This is a genomic window from Stenotrophomonas sp. 59, from assembly GCF_030291095.1.
Taxonomy (GTDB): Bacteria; Pseudomonadota; Gammaproteobacteria; order Xanthomonadales; family Xanthomonadaceae; genus Stenotrophomonas; species Stenotrophomonas maltophilia_Q.
The window spans coordinates 2,662,208-2,678,868 of the sequence record NZ_CP127408.1; the positions used below are offsets into that span (position 1 = coordinate 2,662,208).

At 67.6% G+C, this 16,661-nt stretch carries 16 protein-coding genes; 5 read left to right on the forward strand and 11 right to left on the reverse strand.

The features are described 5' to 3' along the window. Positions 1–5 precede the first annotated feature (5 nt). From QP552_RS12370 to QP552_RS12390, 5 genes are all read right to left on the reverse strand, one after another. Positions 6–1,322, reverse strand: coding sequence for an acyl-CoA thioesterase/bile acid-CoA:amino acid N-acyltransferase family protein (locus QP552_RS12370; protein WP_286073747.1), 1,317 nt, complete (start codon positions 1,320–1,322; stop codon positions 6–8). A gap of 107 nt (positions 1,323–1,429) precedes the next feature. After that, positions 1,430–2,152, reverse strand: a complete 723-nt coding sequence (locus QP552_RS12375; protein WP_286073748.1) for a LytTR family DNA-binding domain-containing protein — start codon at positions 2,150–2,152, stop codon at positions 1,430–1,432. Next, positions 2,149–3,204: a histidine kinase gene (locus QP552_RS12380; RefSeq protein ID WP_286073749.1), complete on the reverse strand. Its 1,056-nt coding sequence runs from the start codon at positions 3,202–3,204 to the stop codon at positions 2,149–2,151. The genes QP552_RS12375 and QP552_RS12380 overlap by 4 nt, the downstream gene beginning before the upstream one ends. 155 nt (positions 3,205–3,359) lie before the next feature. Then, entirely contained in the window at positions 3,360–4,817 is a 1,458-nt protein-coding gene (locus tag QP552_RS12385; RefSeq protein WP_111111922.1) for an amidohydrolase family protein, read from the reverse strand. 52 nt (positions 4,818–4,869) lie between these two features. Next, positions 4,870–5,571: an ankyrin repeat domain-containing protein gene (locus QP552_RS12390; RefSeq protein WP_111111921.1), complete on the reverse strand. Its 702-nt coding sequence runs from the start codon at positions 5,569–5,571 to the stop codon at positions 4,870–4,872. A gap of 122 nt (positions 5,572–5,693) precedes the next feature. On the opposite strand from QP552_RS12390, the gene QP552_RS12395 reads away from it, so the two are divergent. Both QP552_RS12395 and QP552_RS12400 read left to right on the forward strand, forming a co-directional pair. Continuing rightward, the gene (locus tag QP552_RS12395) at positions 5,694–6,575 is read left to right on the forward strand and encodes a LysR substrate-binding domain-containing protein (protein ID WP_106549472.1); all 882 of its coding nucleotides are present in this window, start codon (positions 5,694–5,696) and stop codon (positions 6,573–6,575) included. 176 nt (positions 6,576–6,751) lie between these two features. Beyond that, complete coding sequence (locus QP552_RS12400) at positions 6,752–7,189, forward strand: DUF3806 domain-containing protein (protein WP_111111920.1); 438 nt, start codon at positions 6,752–6,754, stop codon at positions 7,187–7,189. 117 nt (positions 7,190–7,306) lie between these two features. Here QP552_RS12400 and QP552_RS12405 read toward each other — a convergent pair whose 3' ends face one another. Then, positions 7,307–8,467 (reverse strand): amidohydrolase family protein, encoded by a 1,161-nt coding sequence (locus QP552_RS12405; protein WP_286073750.1) that lies wholly within the window; start codon positions 8,465–8,467, stop codon positions 7,307–7,309. Positions 8,468–8,650: 183 nt separating this feature from the next. On the opposite strand from QP552_RS12405, the gene QP552_RS12410 reads away from it, so the two are divergent. Further along, a complete protein-coding gene (locus QP552_RS12410) occupies positions 8,651–9,292 on the forward strand; it encodes a hypothetical protein (RefSeq protein WP_286073751.1) in 642 nt (213 codons plus the stop codon). 29 nt (positions 9,293–9,321) lie between these two features. Here the strand turns inward: QP552_RS12410 and QP552_RS12415 are convergent, their stop codons facing one another. Then, positions 9,322–10,092, reverse strand: coding sequence for a hypothetical protein (locus tag QP552_RS12415; protein WP_286073752.1), 771 nt, complete (start codon positions 10,090–10,092; stop codon positions 9,322–9,324). After that, positions 10,089–12,815 (reverse strand): TonB-dependent receptor, encoded by a 2,727-nt coding sequence (locus QP552_RS12420; RefSeq protein ID WP_111111917.1) that lies wholly within the window; start codon positions 12,813–12,815, stop codon positions 10,089–10,091. Before QP552_RS12420 ends, QP552_RS12415 begins: the two co-directional genes overlap by 4 nt. A 217-nt stretch (positions 12,816–13,032) precedes the next feature. Here QP552_RS12420 and QP552_RS12425 point away from each other — a divergent pair, with 217 nt between their 5' ends. Further along, on the forward strand, positions 13,033–13,632 hold the full coding sequence (locus QP552_RS12425) for a GNAT family protein (protein ID WP_111111916.1): 600 nt from the start codon (positions 13,033–13,035) through the stop codon (positions 13,630–13,632). Here the strand turns inward: QP552_RS12425 and QP552_RS12430 are convergent. Both QP552_RS12430 and QP552_RS12435 read right to left on the reverse strand, forming a co-directional pair. Next, on the reverse strand, positions 13,629–14,405 hold the full coding sequence (locus QP552_RS12430; RefSeq protein WP_111111915.1) for a CDP-diacylglycerol diphosphatase: 777 nt from the start codon (positions 14,403–14,405) through the stop codon (positions 13,629–13,631). The two genes, QP552_RS12425 and QP552_RS12430, sit on opposite strands and share 4 nt — an antisense overlap. 68 nt (positions 14,406–14,473) lie before the next feature. Next, positions 14,474–15,130: a decarboxylase gene (locus QP552_RS12435; RefSeq protein ID WP_286073753.1), complete on the reverse strand. Its 657-nt coding sequence runs from the start codon at positions 15,128–15,130 to the stop codon at positions 14,474–14,476. A gap of 170 nt (positions 15,131–15,300) precedes the next feature. On the opposite strand from QP552_RS12435, the gene QP552_RS12440 reads away from it, so the two are divergent. Continuing rightward, positions 15,301–15,597: a hypothetical protein gene (locus QP552_RS12440; RefSeq protein WP_106549463.1), complete on the forward strand. Its 297-nt coding sequence runs from the start codon at positions 15,301–15,303 to the stop codon at positions 15,595–15,597. A 96-nt stretch (positions 15,598–15,693) separates the two neighbouring features. Here the strand turns inward: QP552_RS12440 and QP552_RS12445 are convergent, their stop codons facing one another. Beyond that, entirely contained in the window at positions 15,694–16,578 is an 885-nt protein-coding gene (locus tag QP552_RS12445; protein WP_286073754.1) for a hypothetical protein, read from the reverse strand. Positions 16,579–16,661 lie beyond the last annotated feature (83 nt).

Consider the following 16,661-nt stretch of genomic DNA (forward strand, 5'->3'; position numbering starts at 1 on the left):
AGCCGTCACAATGCCTCGGCCAGGAACGCCAGCACCGCCGGCCCCACCTCGCGATCAGCGCGTGCGTGTCCTTCAGGTGTTCCACCCACCTGCAGATACGGTCCCACATCGTGGCGATGGGTGGTCGGCTGCAGGATGGGCGTGATCAGGTGTCCCGCATCGCCGTAGTACAGGAAGCGATCACGTTCACCCCGCCCGAACAGTGCAAGCCTGCGCTGGGCCACCGCCAGCATCACGCCGGAATCGCCAAGGCGGTCATCGCCTCCCCCTACCCACAAGGTGCGCGCAGCGATCCTTTCGATCGGCAGCATGGCGTGCTCCAACGCCCGCTGCCACTGCGGCCCGGGTCGCCCCCAGTCCACATCTTCCCGGTACGGCAGCCAGGGCAACGGCATGCCCTTCCAGCTCAATGGCGAGCGGTCCACGGCGCGGAAGTCCGCAGGCGCGACATCACGGGCAATGCCGCGGAACGGTGCCGGGGTGCCAACCCATGACACTGCAGCACGCAGTTGTGGCATATGCACGGCGATCGCCATGGTCACGATGCCGCCCCATGAACCGCCCATCAGCCCGACCCGCTGAGGGTCCACCCGCGGCTGCTGCTGCAGCCAGAGCACTGCATCACGCACGGTCTCCAACGGCACCTCGATCAGGTCCTTCGGCACCCCCGGCCCCCGGTACCAGGCCACCGACAGCGCAACGTAGCCATGGCTGGCCAACCATGCGGCGTAGGCATCACCTCCGTCGAATCCCCCTTCGGCCCCTCCCAGCGCCACCAGCGCAGGACCGCGCGTTCCTGGTGCGCTTTCCGGCGGCAGATACAGGTGCGCCTCGCGACCGCCCACCTCCACCCGTCGCACCTGCACGCCGGGCAGCATCAGGTGGCGTTGCAGGGTACGCCGTGCCACCACGTTGCCGGCGCGTTCCACTTCCAGTTCGAACGACTGCGGTCGGAAGCCCAGGCCATCGACACTGCGCCGCCACTGCAAGGGCAGCGCGGTGGCCTGCCCGTCCTGTGGCTGCATCGACCAGATCAGGCCACCGGCGTCGATGCCGCGATAGCTGCCCTGTTCCGATCCGCTGCGTGCGATGTCGACGATGCCCTTCGGATCGGCACGCAGCAGGGCCTGCGACTGCCAGCGCTGGCCACGGCTGTCCTGAAGGGACAACCGCAACTGCACCGGCTCGGCGGCCGCCAGGCCTTCGACCGTGATCGAAGGAACGCGGTCGGCGCGCCCCTGGTGATCCTGGACTTCAACGCGCACCTCGGCCATCGCCGGCAGCGCCAATACTCCCAGCAACCAGCCCCAACAATTCCGCATGCCCTGCCCCCGCCTGGAAAACCACAGGGTGCCCCGGCACTGTCCCTCGCGGCGCACGCCGTGCTGCCGATGGCATCAGCCGTGCCAGCGCTGGCACCGGCCGTGACTCAGGCCCGTGCCGCCAGCGCCGTCTCCAATGTGGATCGATAGCTTCGGCTGACCGGCACGCACGCGCCGCCGGCCAGTTCAAGCAACGCATCACCGTTGTGACGTTCGATCAGTGACTGCACGCGCAGCGGATTGACCATCACCGAGCGATGCACGCGCAGCAGTCCGCCATCGGCCAACCGATCGGCCAGCTGTGCCAGCGGTTCGCGCAGGAGATGCAGCTGTGTTCCCACGTGCACGCAGGCATAGTGCCCGGCCATGTCGATGTAATCGATCTGCGCCAGTGGCAGATACTGCACACCGCCCGCTCCGGGCACCGCCAGCGTCCTTGCGCGTTCCGCTCCGGGCTCGACCAACCCGGCCAGCCGGCGCACCCGCCCGATCGCCTCCTGCAGCCGGGGCAGTGCCACCGGCTTGAGCAGGTAGTCGGCCACACCGAGTTCGAAGGCACGCAACGCATGTTGCGGCAGCGCAGTCACGAAGAGGGTGTGCGCGGCCAACGCCGGTTGCTGCTCCGGCAGCTCCCAGCCGCGTCCGTCCGGCAGCACCAGATCCAGCAGCAGCAGGTCGAAGCGCCGCCCCCGCAGGTGCTGGCGAGCCTCGGCCAGGCTGGCCGCCTCGGCGTCAACCCGCACCTCCGGAATGCCCGCCATCAGCGCACGCAGGCGATCACGTGCCAGCGCCACATCGTCTACCAGAAGCACGCTCAACGGGCGCGTCACGCGGCGCGCTCCGGCAGACGCACGCGGGCGCGATAGAACGCCCCTTCGTGCCCACTCTGCAACCGCCCTCCCACCGCCGCCAGGCGACGCTGCAGGGTCATCAGTCCAGTGCCAAGGCCGTCTCCACGTGAGGGCCGCAAGCAGGGATTGCACACGGTCACATCCAGTCCGCCGCCGTCCACTTCAGCCTGAAGATCAATCCGCAAGGGCCCATCACCGGGTTGCCAGCCGCTGTGTACCACCGCGTTCTCGATCAGCGGTTGCAGCAGCAGGCCCGGCACCTGCCACCCCAGCGCGCCAGCACTGGCCTGCAGGCGCAGATGCAGTGCTTCGTCGTGCAGCAGCGAGTGGAGCGCGACATGATCCTGCGCCACTGCCAGCTCGTCGGCCAGGGCACGCTGCGCCGGGCATTGCAGGGTATCGCGCAACAGTGACGACAACTGCACCAGCGCGCTGTCCGCTACCGCCGGCCGCTGCAACGCCAGTCCACCGATGGCATTGAGTGCGTTGAACAGGAAGTGGTGCTGCAGATGCTGCCGCAGCGCTACCTCGCGCGCCAGCTGAAGGGCCTGCGACTGTGCCTTCAGGCGCTGCAGCCACGACAGCCCGTGGCCGACGCCTGCCACGGCGATGAACGTCGGCAGCGCAAACAATGCCGTAATGCCGATTGCGCGTGCCGCCTGGTGCAGCGAGGGCGGCGGTTGCGGTTGCCACAGTTGCAGCAGCAGGTGCCCCAGGCCCCAGCCCAACGCGGTCAGCAGCGGGGTCAGCAGCAGGCCCAGCAGCAGCCAGGCGATCAGATGCCTGCGTCCGGGAAGCGGCCAGCGTGTGCAGGCCGCCCACAACAACGGCGTCGCCAGCATCCACGGCAGTTCGGCGCCCAGAATGAACAACGCCGCCGGAAGCACACCACCGGGTTGCTGGCTCAGATGCACCGCCGGCACTGCAGTTGCGATCAACAGACCCCACAGGCCCAGCATCACCCAGTGCGGGCGTGGCAGCGACAGCGATGCTTCGGGGGCGGGCAGCAGGCAGGCGGGGGCAACGGACATGCGCGGCGTCGAACGGGAACCGGACACCATGCTAGGTGTCCGGCATCGTTCCTTCCCGTGCCGGAAGCAAGGGGATCATCCACGCATGGCGTGGATCTACCGACAGCTGGTCAGTACAGATCCACGCCATGCGTGGATTCCGTCCAACCCCGCAATCAGTCAGCTTTCGCCGCCTCTGCATTCCACGCCGCGACCTTGGCCTTGGTGTCGGCCAGCATGCTGTCCAGCGCGGCGCGGTCATACACGTTGCCGCGCAGGATCACGCTGTCGATTTTTTCCGTGGCGGCAATGTCCTGCAGCGGGTTGGCGGTCAGCAGCACCAGATCGGCGGCCTTGCCCTGCGTGACACCACCGTAGCGGTCCATCTGGCCGAACCAGGCCGGGCCGGAACGGGTTGCGGCCGACAGCGCCTGCGGCGCGCTCAGCCCTTCCTTCACGAACAACTGCAGTTCCTGGTGCAGCGCGATGCCCGGGAAGTTGAACGAATTGAGGAAGCCCGCATCGGTGCCGGCAATGATCGTCACACCCGCTTCCTGCAGCAGCGGCAGCACGGCCGCCACCTGGTTGTACTGCGCGTGGCGCGCTTCGATCTGTGCCGGCGTGGCCTTCGCCGCACGGTCCACGCGCCACTGATAGGTCGCGCGCAGGCCCGGGCCGATGTACGCCAGATAGGGATCGTTGGCGTGGTCGTCCTGGTCGAGGAAGTCGAGGATGCGGCCGCCGTTGAGGGTCGGCGTCACGAACACGCCGCGCTTGGCGAAGTCGCGGTAGGCGTGCATCGCGGTATCGCGGTCGAAGCTGGCGTCGAGGCGGCGGTTGGCTTCGGCGCGGTCGATGCGGCCGGCGCCGAAGTCGGCGGCGATCTGCGCCTCGTCCTTGCTGCCGGCCTTGAACGCGTAGTCCAGGTGCTCGATCGAAGCCAGGCCGGCATCGACTGCCTGTTCCACCGTCAGCGCCATCGGAATATGGCCCGAGGCCTTGAAACCGGCCTTGCGCGCCGCACTGGCCGAGTACAGGAACAGCTCCGGCTTCAGCGTGCTGTCGGTGATCTTCACGAAATCGACCTTGTCGTGCTGCAGTCGCGTGATGGCCTTGTCGACGTCGGCCTCACTGCCCACCTCGATCGTACCCTTCCAGACCGGCTTGATGCCTTCGATCTTCGCACCCGAACTGAGCAGGCGCGGGCCGAACAACGTGCCCTTGGCGATTTCGCCGCGCCACTGCAGCACCTGCCCGGGCAGGTCGCCGGAGCAGTCGCGCACGGTGGTGATGCCGTGCGCGATGTACAGCGGCAGCAGCGCCTTGTTCTCCTCGATCAGCGCCGGGCCGCCGCCGAAGTGCACGTGCATGTCCCACAGACCGGGGATCAGGTACTTGCCCTTGGCGTCGATCTGGCGGGCGGCACTCCACTGGCTGCGCAGCTGCGCGTCCGGGCCGACGGCGACGATGTCCTCGCCACGGATCACCACACTCTGCCCGGCCAGGGTGCTGGCGTGCTCGACATCGACCACGGTGGCGTTGCGGATCAGCAGGTCGGCGCGCTCGGCGGCAGAAGCCGACAGCGGTGCCACCGCAAGAAGGATGGCGAGGGACAACGGACGGGAACGGAACATGGACAGCATCCTGGTGGGCACGACCAGCGTGCGGGGTGGAAGGGGCTCTGTATCAGCGCGTCGCGCCGTGCTGGCGCAGCAGCGTTTCAATGCCGGTATAGCCGCGCTGACGGGCGTGGGCCAGCGGTGTAACGCCATCGCCATCGGCCAGCTCCGGGTCGGCACCGGCCTCCAGCAGGAGCTGCACGATCTGTGCATGGCGCGCACCGCCGTCGCCGAGCAGGATCGCTTCCAGCAGCGCGGTCCAGTGCAGGCGATTGACATGATCCACCGCCACGCCGGCCCGCAGCAGCGTGCGCACGGTGGCGACATGGCCGCGCTCGGCGGCGGGAATCAGCGCGGTGCCGCCATAGCGGTTGGTACTGCGCAGGTCGGCACCATGCGCCAGGGTCATCGCCAGGATCTCGTCCAGGCCACGCGCACCGGCGTACAGGTAGGCGCTGTCCTGCAGCACATCCTTGGCGTTGACGTCGGCACCGGCCTCGATCAACTCGCGCGCGGCATCCACGTTGTTGCCATGGGTCGCCAGCAACAACGCGGAGCGGCCCTGGCCGTCACGCGCCTCCAGATCGGCCCCCTGCTCGATCGCCTCGCGTACGGCATCGGCGTCGCCACGGCTGGCGGCATCGCGCAGGCGCGCACCCCCGTCAGCCTTGGGGGTCGCAGTGCAGGCAGGGGTGACCATGGCCAGAAGGCATAGCAGCAGCATGCGCGCCATGGGTGCGGGCCAGCGAAGGGAACGACGGAAGCGCATGGCAGTGTCTCCTCATGTCCGTCGCCACGGAACGCCGCGTGACGGTAGCAACAGCCGGGCATTGCCGGCCCCTGCCCTGCATGGTAGAAGTCAATCCGGGTATCCAGAAGTGAAATGTTCAAATGCAAGACAGTGCCAAATCGAATAGAACCCTGTTCGAGCTGGACCTGCTTCGGGCGCTGGTGATGGTGGCCGACTGCGGCAGCTTCACCACGGCGGCTACGCGCCTGCATTCAACCCAGTCCACGGTCAGCCAGAAGGTGCGACGGCTGGAAGAGCTGGCCGGGCACCGCCTGCTCGAACGCGGCCACCGCGACGTGCACCCCACCGATGCCGGCCATACCCTGCTCGGTTACGCGCGGCGCATGCTCGATCTAAACGAGGAAATGGCCCAGGCGTTGGCCGGGGCCACGGTTGAAACCGCCGTGCGCATCGGCGTGCCGGAGGACTTCGTCAACGCACAGACCACACGCATGCTGGCTGCCTTCAGCCGCCGCCACCCACAGGTGAAGCTGGAGATCAGCAGCGGGCTGAGCCGTGACCTGGCGCACGGCTTCGACCACGGCGAGCTGGACCTGGTGCTGGTCAAGCAGCGGCGCAACAGCCGCCAGGCCGTGCACTGCCGGCGCGAGCCGATGCACTGGATCGACAGCCTGCGCAGCAGCTGCCTGCTGCAGGACCCGCTGCCACTGGTCACGTTCCCGCCGCGTGGGCTGTACCGCGACGAGATGATCCACGCCGTGGAAGCGCTGGGCCTGCGCTGGCGCATCGCCTTCACCAGTTCGTCGCTGAGCGGCATCCAGGGCGCGGTAGCCGACGGCATCGGCATCAGCCTGCTGCCGCGCCGTGCAGTCACCCGCGAGCACCGCATCATCGATGGCGAGCGCGACCTGCCGGTGATCGACAACTACGAGATCGGCCTGCTGCATCGCCCGGACGCCGATGATGCCGTGCGTGCGCTGGCCAGCGAGCTGTGGCGGCAGGTACAACGCGAACCGGATTGACCACCGCACCTGAGGTGGTGCTGGCCGCTGGCTGGCAACCTCGACAGCCGCATTGTCTGACCCCAACGTGCGTGGATCTCGCGCATTGATCATCGATATCTGATCAATCTTGCCGCACGGCAGGCATGATCGCCTCTTACAGTGCCCATTGTCTCCGTGCCGCACGGCACCTTGCCATGTCCGATGAAACCCCGACCCGCTTCGATCCCCTGCCCGCCGCGCTGCAGGTCCATCTTCAGCACCAGCGTTCGCTGATCGCCGCGCGCGTGGCGGCCGGCTTTCCCACGCTGCCCGTGCAATGGCCACTGGCGGCCACCACGCTGCAACGGGTGATCGACGCCGAGCTGATCGATCGTGACGACTGTGGCGGCTGGGAAGCCTTGGGCGTTGCGTTCGGTGACACCCTGGCCCAGCGCGTGCCGGGCCTGGCCTGGATGCAGGTGACCGATGCCTGGGGCATCGATGCAGTGCTGCGCTATGCCGACAGCAGCCTGCAGATCGGCGCCAGCACGCTGCTGCTCAAGCGCATCGAACAGGGCGAGGTCATCGACATCGCGCATCTGCTGGCATGGCTGGAAGAATTCGTCGCTACCCGCGCTGACGAATACGCCTGAAAAGCCGCCGAGCATGGCTCGGCGCTACAAGGGGATTGGCGCGGCGTGATGGGTAGATCCACGCCATGCGTCGATGAAGGCGACCGCGCGAGGGCTCCATCCACGCATGGCGTGGAACTACAGCCAGCGACCATCAACCACCACGCGGCGCTCCACCGGCACCGCAGCCACCGCGGCCGGGCCGTGGTCGGCGCGCACCACCACGAACGTGGCCGGCAGGCCTTCGGCAATACCGTAGCGCGGCAGACCGATCACCTGCGCGGCATGGGTGGTGATCATGTCCAGCGCCAGCATCAGGTCGTCATCGGTGTAGAAGCCCGAGCGATAGCCGAGCAGCATCGCCCGCTGCAGCAGGTCGCCATTGCCATATGGCCACCAGCAGTCGCGGATGTTGTCGTTGCCGGCGAACACGCGCACACCAGCATCATGCAGCGCGCGCAGCGGTGGGAACGGATGATCGCCGGGTGCATTGCTCATGATTGCCACGCCGGCCGTGGCCAGCGCTTCGCCCACCTGCAGCGCGCGCGCCAGAGACACCTCGCCCATCGAATAGGCATGGCTGACCGCAACGCGCCCCTGCAGACCGGCAGCCCGGGTGCGCGCGGCAATGCGCAGCAACTGGGCCAGGCCGGTCTCGCCCGGCTCATGCAGATGGATGTCCAATTGCACGTCATAGCGCTCGGCCAGGCCGAACAGCACTGCCAACTGGCCTTCGGCATCGCCATCGAGGGTGGTCGGGTCGATCCCCCCCAGCACTTCCACGCCCGCCGCAATCGCCTGCTCCAGCACAGCGGCGGTGCCCGCACAGGACATCACGCCTGCCTGCGGGAACGCCACCAGCTGGATGCGCATGATGTCGGCGCAGCGCAGTGCAGCCTCACGTACCGCTTCAAGGTGGCGCAGGCCGGTGCTGCCATCGATATCGACATGGCAGCGCATCGCCACCGTGCCGAAGCCGCTGCACTGGCGGATCAAGGCCTCGGCGCGATCCACCATCGGTGCTGCGCCGGCCACCGCCGCCTTTTCCACCGCCAGCCGTTCACGCAGGCTGTTCACGGGCTGGTGTGGGTGCCACTGGTCACCGACGAAGCTCTTGTCCAGGTGGATATGGCCATCCACCAGGCCGGGCAGCACCGCGAGACCCTCCAGGTCGATGCAATCCGCCCCATCAGCAGGCCTGGCATCTCCATTGAGGCCGCTGATGCGGCCATCACGGATATGGAAATGCACTGGCGCACCGTTGCGGTCCACACCGCCATGGACGAACTGGAGGGTCATCGGGAACTCCCGGAAAGCCAAGAATGGCGCCATCGTGCGCCTCGGCACAGTCATCGGCCAACGAAATATCTGGATGGCACACATTCACCAGAACGATGATTACACCTGCGACAACCGGTCGCAGCCACGCCGTGCACACCCCTGAACGGGTAACATAGGCGCCTGTTTCCGCTGTGATGCCGCATGGGCCCGTCCGACCGCCACGATCGTCTCCGCCGCTGGCAGGCCGCGTCCCTGCTTGCCGCCGCCCCGATCGCCAGCCTGTCCGCCACCGATGCCGCGGCTGCCGCGCCGCTGCAGTCACCGCCGGGCCAGCAGCGCATCGCCCCGGCAGCGCTGGTCGAGCGCCTGCACCAACGCGTGCTGTCCGGGCAGAGCGCCACCGCCACGCTGGAACACTGGTGTGCCGAACATGGCCTGGCCGAACAGGCCCGTGTACGCGCGGTGCGCATACACGGCCACGACAAGCTGGCCCCGGCCGACGTACTGCAGGCACTGGGTGCGGCACCCGGCGCCGAGCTGCGCTATCGCCGCGTGCAGCTGGTCTGCGGCAGCCGCGTGCTGTCCGAGGCGGACAACTGGTACCTGCCCGGCCATCTCAGCCCGGCCATGAACCAGGTGCTGGACAACACCGATGAACCCTTCGGCCGCGTGGTCAGCCCGCTTGGCTTCCAGCGCCAGACCCTCGCCGACCAGACCTTCTGGCCGCCACGCGGCGAAGGCGACCACGGCGTGATCCTGGAAGTGCGCGCCCTGTTGCGCGACCGCCAGCGGCAGCCTTTCAGCTACGTGATCGAGTCGTATCTGCTGCAGGCGCTGCCGTAACGCGCAGTGATCCCGCGCATGTCCCGCCGCTACTGACCCGTGATGGCGTTGGCGGCCGGGTCCACCGAGAACACGAAACGCCCACCGTGCTGGTCCCTGCCCCACGTCATCGGTGCCGTGGTGAGGCTGTACACCGGACTCGCCTTGTCCAGGCCGAACGCCTCGGACCAGGCGCTGAAATCCTCCTCGGTACGGCTGCGGATCTCGCCGACGCACAGGCTGTAGCCGCAGGCAAAGGACACCAGCGTGCCATCCTTGCCGATGAGCCGGGCCGCAGCGTCCTTGTAGAGACCCGTCAGGTCCTGCACCTCCGGCCGGCGGGACGCATCGCGCTCGAACTGGCCGACCACCTGCGCGAACGCCTTGTCCGAACCCAGCAACGCCTCCCTCTTCTCCGCGGACACCCCGCCATCGGCCATCAGCAGGCGCTCGCCCTCGAGGAAGTGATCCTCGACGTTCGCGGGCCCGCGGGCAGCCGTCGCGCCCGCCGATGCCGATGCCGATGCCGCGCGCGATGCGCCAGCAGTTGCCGCGCGCGGTGCCCCAGCATCGGTCGCTGCATTGGAGTGGGACGGCACGGGCGTGGCCTTGGCCGCTTTCGCCGCATCGTCCGCGCTGGCTGCCTGCCTGCCACTGCAGCCGGCCAGGGCCACCACTGCCATCACACTCCACACTCTCGCATCCATGCGCTTCATCCTCCCGGTAATGGCACAGCATGCCACGCGCGCCGCGGCAGCACCGGTGCGGTGCACAAAGAAAAGCCCGGCATTGCCGGGCCTTTCGTTCGCCTGCCGGTTCAACGGAACCGGTAATCCAGCTGCACCCAGTACTGGCGACCGTACGGGTCGTAGTTGCCGACCGGGTAGAACGGCCAGCCCCCTCCGTTCCGGTCCGCCGGCGGGCGGCTGTCACGCAGGTTGTTGACGATCACGCCCACCGACAGGTTCTCGCCGAACTGGCGGAAGACACTGGCGTTGTAGGTCATGTACGGCGCGATGCGGCCACTGCCATCGGTCTTCGGCAGGGAGCCGAAACGATTGCCGTACAGGGTGGTGGTCCAGTCGCCCTGGTTCCAGGTGATGCTGCCGTTGGCCTTGCTGCGCCACTGGTAGTCATCCAGCGAGTTGCGGATGTCGCGCTCGGGGTCGTCCGAGAACTGCCGGTACTTGTGCTCCAGCACCACCGTGTAGGCCAGGCGCGTGGTGAAGCGGCCATAGCGACCGGCATCGAAACGCCAGTTGCCCTTCAGGTCCAGGCCGCGCACCGACTCAGAGGCGGCGTTGATCGGGTTGATCAGCACACGGGTCACCTGGTCCGGCTGCACCGTGGCATTGGACGGGTTGCGGATCACCCGCGACAGCGCGTCCTGGCACAGCGGTGAACCGATATCACGCGCCTCGCCGCCCAGCGTCTTTCCCAACCGGCAATCAGCCTCGTCACGCAGGATACGGCTGGTATCGAGGCTGGTCACCTCGTTGTCGATGCGGATGTCGTAGTAGTCGGCACTGAAATCCAGGCCAGCCAGCGGCGACCAGACCACGCCGAAACCATAGGACTTGGCCGATTCCGGCTGCAGCTGCGGGTTGGCACGGTTGCTGTAGTCGATCGACAGGCCGTTGTAGTCACAGTTGTCGTACGACTGGCCCGCAGTGCGGCAGCGCCAGTAGTCGGTCATGCCCGGGTTGTAGCCGCGGGTTTCGGTGGCGAACACGTAGTTCATGTCCGGCGCCCGGAAACTGGTCGCCGCCGTACCACGGATCAACAGGCTCTCGATCGGGCGGAACTCGACGCCGAAGCTCCAGGTCGCCTTGCCGATGTGCTCGCCGCCGGCACGATACTGGTCATAGCGACCGGCCAGGGTGGTGGTCAGCGACTGCAGCAACGGCAGCTGCAGCTCCACGCCGGCGGCATAGCGGTCGCGCTCGCCCCCGGCACCGATGCCGGCGCTGGTATTCCAGAACTCGCCGGTGCCCAGGCGCGGGTCCGGGCGGTTGCGGTAACCCTGGCTGCCGGCCTCGACCACCGCAGCCAGCGCGGCGTCGCCACCGGGCAGTGCGAACAACCGGCCGTTGACGCTGGCGCTGAAGGTCTGCAGCCACGCCGCGTTGCGGCTCTCCTGGTAGCCGGACAGGCCCTGGTACTCGTCCGGCGTCAGCGGCTGGAACAGGCGCGCCGGGTCCGGCGCGTAGACCTCCACGCCATTGCGCACGCCCAGCTTCGGGCCCAGCAGGTATTCATTGATGCCGGCCAGCAGCACCGGGCGACGGGTGCGGTTCTCGTAGCGTGAGCGGCTGTAGACCGCTTCATAATCCCAGCCACTGTCACCGATCTGGCCGCGCGCGCCAAGGTTGAACGACCAGGAATTTTCCAGGAAACGGTTGGCATTGCGCGGCAGGCCACCGATTTCCTCGGGTGCAAAGCGGCGGTACCAGCTTTCCAGGTTGCCGGTGGTCTGGTTGTAGAAGTAGTTGCGGGCCGAGGTCCAGGTGGGCGCACGGGTGTTGTTGGTGATGCGTGCGCTGCCCACGGCCAGATCGGCGAACAGGTCGGTGGTCTCGTTGACGTGGAAGGTCAGCAGGCCGTAGCCGTTGAGGTTGCGCTTCTCGGTCTGCACCGTCCAGTAGCTGGCGGCGGCCTCGTTGCTGCCGCAGTACCAGCCCTGGCGCGGGTTGAAGGCGCGGAACACGCTGCCGCCATAGATGTCCGACGCCGCGTCGCAGCCATTCACGCCCGGATCGATGTTGCGGCCGGTGGCAGCGTTGCGGCGATATGCGATCGCGGTTGCCTGCGGCGCCTTGCCGGTCGGATCGTCCTCCAGCGAATCCATGAAGTCGCGCTGGCGGGCATGGATCGCCTTGCGCACGTCGAACTCGAAGCCGAACAGGGCATCCCAGCGCTCGCCGGAACTGCCACCGACCACCTGCGCGCGCTGGTTGTCGCCACCGCCCTGCTGGGTGCCGCCGGCGCGTACGTTCACGTCCACACCTTCAAAGCGGTCCTTGAGGATGATGTTGACCACGCCGGCAATGGCATCAGAGCCGTACACCGCCGACGCGCCGGCAGCCAGCACCTCGATGCGCTCGATCAGGGCACTTGGAATGTTGGCCAGATTGACCACGTTCACCGACCCTTCGTAGGCCAGCGGGTAGTCGGCCTGGCGGCGTCCGTTGACCAGCACCAGCGTGCGGTTCGGGCCAAGGCCGCGCAGGTTGATGGTGTTGGCCGCCGGAGTGAAGGTGTTGCCGAAGTCCTCGCCCTGCACGTTGCCGGTGTTTTCGGTCAGGGCGCTCAGCGCGTCGAACGCATTGCGGTAGCCCTGCGCGTCGATCTGCTCGCGGCTGATCACCGTCACCGGGGACGGCCCCTCGACGCTGGCGCGCGGAATGCGCGAGCCGGTGACCTTCACTTCCTGCAACGAGGTGGGTGCGCTTTCCTGCGCGAAGGCCGGCAACGAGACCAGCATCAGGGACGACAGCGCGAGCACCAGCGGACGCGGGCGCAGCGCCTTGTGAGAGGCGGACATGGGCTTCCTGGGGGAGTTGGGCGGGTGGTACGGGACCGGAGGCCTGCGCGGCACATAACGATCCCGTAACGAAAGTGTCCTGAATGGGTGGTTTCAACGGAAATGACCAGCCCTGATGGGCTTATGCCTGAACCGAATCAGGCCCCGCCCGGCGATCGTCGCGTTTTTGCAATCTTTTGAATGGTCTGGCGGACCGGGCATTGCCATCGTTCCGGGGATGATGACTCCGTACCCCACATCCCTCCTTCCCCCCTTGCGCCCTGTGTCGCGCCGCCACCTGCTGCAGCTGCAGGTGGCACCGGTCACCCTGCGCCCGTTCCAGCGGGCCGACCTGCCGGCCTGGCGCCTGTTCGACGACCGACGCCGGCGCGGTCGGCATCTTCACCCTGGCATCGACGAAGAAGCACGCTTCCTCGCCCACATGCACCGCTCGCGCCTTGAGCAGGACAACGACCAGTTGATGCTGGGCGTTTTCGATGACCAGCACGGCACCGTGCTGGACCAGTTGCACGTCCGCCTGCATTCGCTGCACTCGCGCTGCGCCGAGCTGCTGTCGCTGCAGCATTGGCATGCGCACACCGATGCGATGCTGCAGGCCCTGTGCCCTTTCCTGTTCGAGGATGTCGGCGTGCACCGCCTGTTCGTGATGCTGCCGCCGGACTGCAGCGCCCCCTTTACCCACGCGCTTCGCGCCCGTGGCTTCGAGCAGGAAGGCGTGCTGCGCGACCAGCACCTTGGGCTGGATGGCTGGCAGGATCGCCAGCTGCTGGCGCTGACTGCACCGGTCTGGCGCAGCCGCCAGCAGCCACCGGGTTAGCGGACCCGCTCCAACGCGTCGCCTGCGCCGGTCAACACCGAGCAGGCGTGGTCCTGCAGTTCTTCGGCGCTGGCCTCGTTGCCGGTGCCGGCGTCCACCCGGGTCGCCAGCAGGATGAAGCCCGGGCCAGCCTGCACGTTGTCCCGGCCAGCCACCACCAGGCTCCATTGGCCGACATCGCCCACGCCACTCAGGTCATAGGCGAGCAGGTTGAGCGGATTGGCCGTCAACTCCGCACCCGGCAGCAGCCGGGCCTGGTACTGATGGCCGCGCAGCAGCACCGGCAGTGGTGTCCATTGCGTGCCCAGGGCACCGGCATGTGCGTCGAGGGCCTGCAGCACGTCGGCGCGCAGGCAATCCACATGGATATGCAGCTGGTGCTGCGAGCGGCCATGCGGTGAATTCAGCGCCAGGCTGGCGACGTTGCGCGGCAGCGGTTGGCCCAAGGCCTGCTCGGTATGGCTGCGGGCCTGCCAGGCTGCGGCAAAGTAATTCGGCGCACCGCGCTGGTACAGGGCGATGTTCTCGATCCCGCTGACCTTGTCCAGCGGCATCAGCAGGAACTGGTAGTCACCATGCGCATCCTTGACCAGCACATCGCGGCGGTCCGCTGCTGCTTCCACCCGCAGGCAATCACCCCGCGGGCCTTCGGCGCCACGGCAGTCACGCTCGATCAATCGCCACAGCGCATCGGAATGGGCCGGCGGCGGGGGCGCACTGGCACAGGCGGACAACAGCAGCAGGGACGGCAGTAGGAAGGGGCGCAGGGACACGGCAACGGCTCACGGAACAGGCACGGCAGACGGCGCCGCGACGCATTCTAGCCAGTGCAGTGCTGCAATCAGTAAGTGCCGAACGGCACTTCAACCACGATCGGGGCAGCGCCCTCGCCTGTCTGCAGGGTGTAGCGGTCCAGCGCACCATCGTCGTCGGCATGCGGCTGGCGCTGGAAATGCAGCGGATAGCGGCCGTCACCCAGGCGCACCGCACTGCCATCGGCGTCCAGCGCGGCTCCCTCGGGGATCAGCAGCCCACCCAGGTCGCTGTAGGCGCCCGGCACATCGGCGAAGCTGTAGTCGGCCAGTTCGTCCACCCGCTGCATCGCGTAGACGTGCGGAACATAGGGGCGTGCCGGGCTGCGGCCATTGCTCAGGTCGGTCACCCAGGCCTGCGGCAGGTGGTACTGCTCGCGCAGCGCGGCCACGCCCAGCGATGGACTGGCCACCTGCAGGCAGCACACCGTGCGCTTGCCCTCGCGGTCGAGAACGGCGAAGCGATCACCCCGGCTCGCCGCCTGCGGCAGCATGGCGAAGGCCAGGTTGCGCTGGGCCGGCACATAGCCGGCCTCGGTCTGCAGGTTGCGCCAGGCTCCGAACACCAGGGGGTCGACCGGCACAGATTCCGGTTCGGCAGCGGAGGCGGCAAACGCCATGCCCAGCATCGACAGCGCCAGTGCCATCATCGTCCTGCCCTTGTCGCGGAAACTGCCTGCCGTCATACCGTGTCCAGCACCTGCACCGGAATGGCCCGGCCCGCCCGCTGGCGTGCTGCCAGTCATCCCTCCCACTATGCAATGGCCACGACGTGCCGGCAATGACCATGACGCTGACGCCTTTGCCACATCGGGTGCTATCGTTCCCGCCATCTCCCCTGCGCAGGAGCGCTCGCATGTCCACCTTCCGTCTGTTCCTGTTGCTGCCCGCCTCGGCCCTGCTGCTGTCGGCCTGCGTCAGCACGCCCGGCCCGCAGGTCAAGGGCAGTGGCCACTGCGATGCCAGCCAGCTGGGCTGGGCGATCGGCCAGCCGGCCAACGAACCCAACATCCGCCGCCTGTCTGCCGAAAGCGGTGCCGGCCTGGTCAACCCGATCGGCCCCAGCACCATCACCACCAAGGACATCCGCCAGGACCGCCTGCGCGTGTTCGTGGACAAGGACAACATCATCACCGCCACCCGCTGCGAGTAAGCGCCGCCACGGGGCTTCTGTAGAGTCGAGCCATGCTCGACTGGTCTTCGGATGGGCCGCGCGAAAAGCCAGTCGAGCATGGCTCGACTCTACACTTCAGGGTTCGGTATAGCCGGCGCAGTCCGGCAATGCCTGGTCCGGCTGGAACATGCCCCCGCGGAAACGGAACAGCCGCGTATAGGTGCATGCCGGATCCTGCTCGGCGCGCAGGTCTTTCTTCTTCAGCGGCCCCTTGGCCAGCGAATCCTCGAAACGTGAAACGCCGGCCGGGAACCGGGTTGCCACCGTCTGGTAGCGCAGCACCGGCATCCCCTGCTCTGCAACGTCCAGCGCCAGCTTCGCCGAAAAGCCGTACTCGTCGTGGCAGGCGCCTGCGCGCTGCTTGCTGTCCTGTTCGCTGAAGCAGGCACGGATCATCGCGCTGCCCAGCCATGGCAGGGTCAGCACATCATCGTCCACCTGGATATCGTCCTGCAGATGGCGCACCCGTGCCAACTGCAGCGTGGACGCATCGGCACCGCCACCGGAGTACATGGCGCTGAACGTGACGATACCGCCCACCAGCACGTTCTGGCGGGCGCGCTGCTGCGGGTCGGTCACCGGTTCATCGCTGCCGACACCCGGGGCCAGGCGCACGATCCAGGGCCAGAGTTTCAGCTCGCTTTCCTGCGGCACATCGATGCTGACGTGATAGCTGTGGGGCTTGCCTTGGCCCTGCACCTTTTCCAGCACTTCAAGCATGGTGGGCCGGTCCCCTTCCTCGGAGACCGGCTGCACGCGCACGCACCAGTTGCCGTCCCGGGTGCAGTCATAAAGCCCCGACGGTCCAGTCTCACTCGCGATCAGCACCTGCCCCAGCGGCTCCATCACGTTGCCGGCGGCATCGCGCTGCTGCTGCAGGATCGCGCCTTGGGCCAGCGCCAGCAGCGGGGTCGCCAGCAATGCAGTGCACAGGGTGGCGCGGGCGGCAGCGGTGGGCATGGACGGCTCCTGCGTATGGGCTTCCGATGGTAACCGTTGACCGGGTGGCGTCGAGCCCGCTCGACTGCTTCTCACCACAAACA

Coding starts and splice junctions, on each gene's coding strand:
- QP552_RS12370 (WP_286073747.1), bottom strand. CDS start 1,322: ATGCGGAATTGTTGGGGCTGGTTGCTGGGAGTATTGGCGCTGCCGGCG.
- QP552_RS12380 (WP_286073749.1), bottom strand. CDS start 3,204: ATGTCCGTTGCCCCCGCCTGCCTGCTGCCCGCCCCCGAAGCATCGCTG.
- QP552_RS12385 (WP_111111922.1), bottom strand. CDS start 4,817: ATGTTCCGTTCCCGTCCGTTGTCCCTCGCCATCCTTCTTGCGGTGGCA.
- QP552_RS12390 (WP_111111921.1), bottom strand. CDS start 5,571: ATGCGCTTCCGTCGTTCCCTTCGCTGGCCCGCACCCATGGCGCGCATG.
- QP552_RS12395 (WP_106549472.1), top strand. CDS start 5,694: ATGCAAGACAGTGCCAAATCGAATAGAACCCTGTTCGAGCTGGACCTG.
- QP552_RS12400 (WP_111111920.1), top strand. CDS start 6,752: ATGTCCGATGAAACCCCGACCCGCTTCGATCCCCTGCCCGCCGCGCTG.
- QP552_RS12405 (WP_286073750.1), bottom strand. CDS start 8,467: ATGACCCTCCAGTTCGTCCATGGCGGTGTGGACCGCAACGGTGCGCCA.
- QP552_RS12410 (WP_286073751.1), top strand. CDS start 8,651: ATGGGCCCGTCCGACCGCCACGATCGTCTCCGCCGCTGGCAGGCCGCG.
- QP552_RS12420 (WP_111111917.1), bottom strand. CDS start 12,815: ATGTCCGCCTCTCACAAGGCGCTGCGCCCGCGTCCGCTGGTGCTCGCG.
- QP552_RS12425 (WP_111111916.1), top strand. CDS start 13,033: ATGATGACTCCGTACCCCACATCCCTCCTTCCCCCCTTGCGCCCTGTG.
- QP552_RS12435 (WP_286073753.1), bottom strand. CDS start 15,130: ATGACGGCAGGCAGTTTCCGCGACAAGGGCAGGACGATGATGGCACTG.
- QP552_RS12440 (WP_106549463.1), top strand. CDS start 15,301: ATGTCCACCTTCCGTCTGTTCCTGTTGCTGCCCGCCTCGGCCCTGCTG.
- QP552_RS12445 (WP_286073754.1), bottom strand. CDS start 16,578: ATGCCCACCGCTGCCGCCCGCGCCACCCTGTGCACTGCATTGCTGGCG.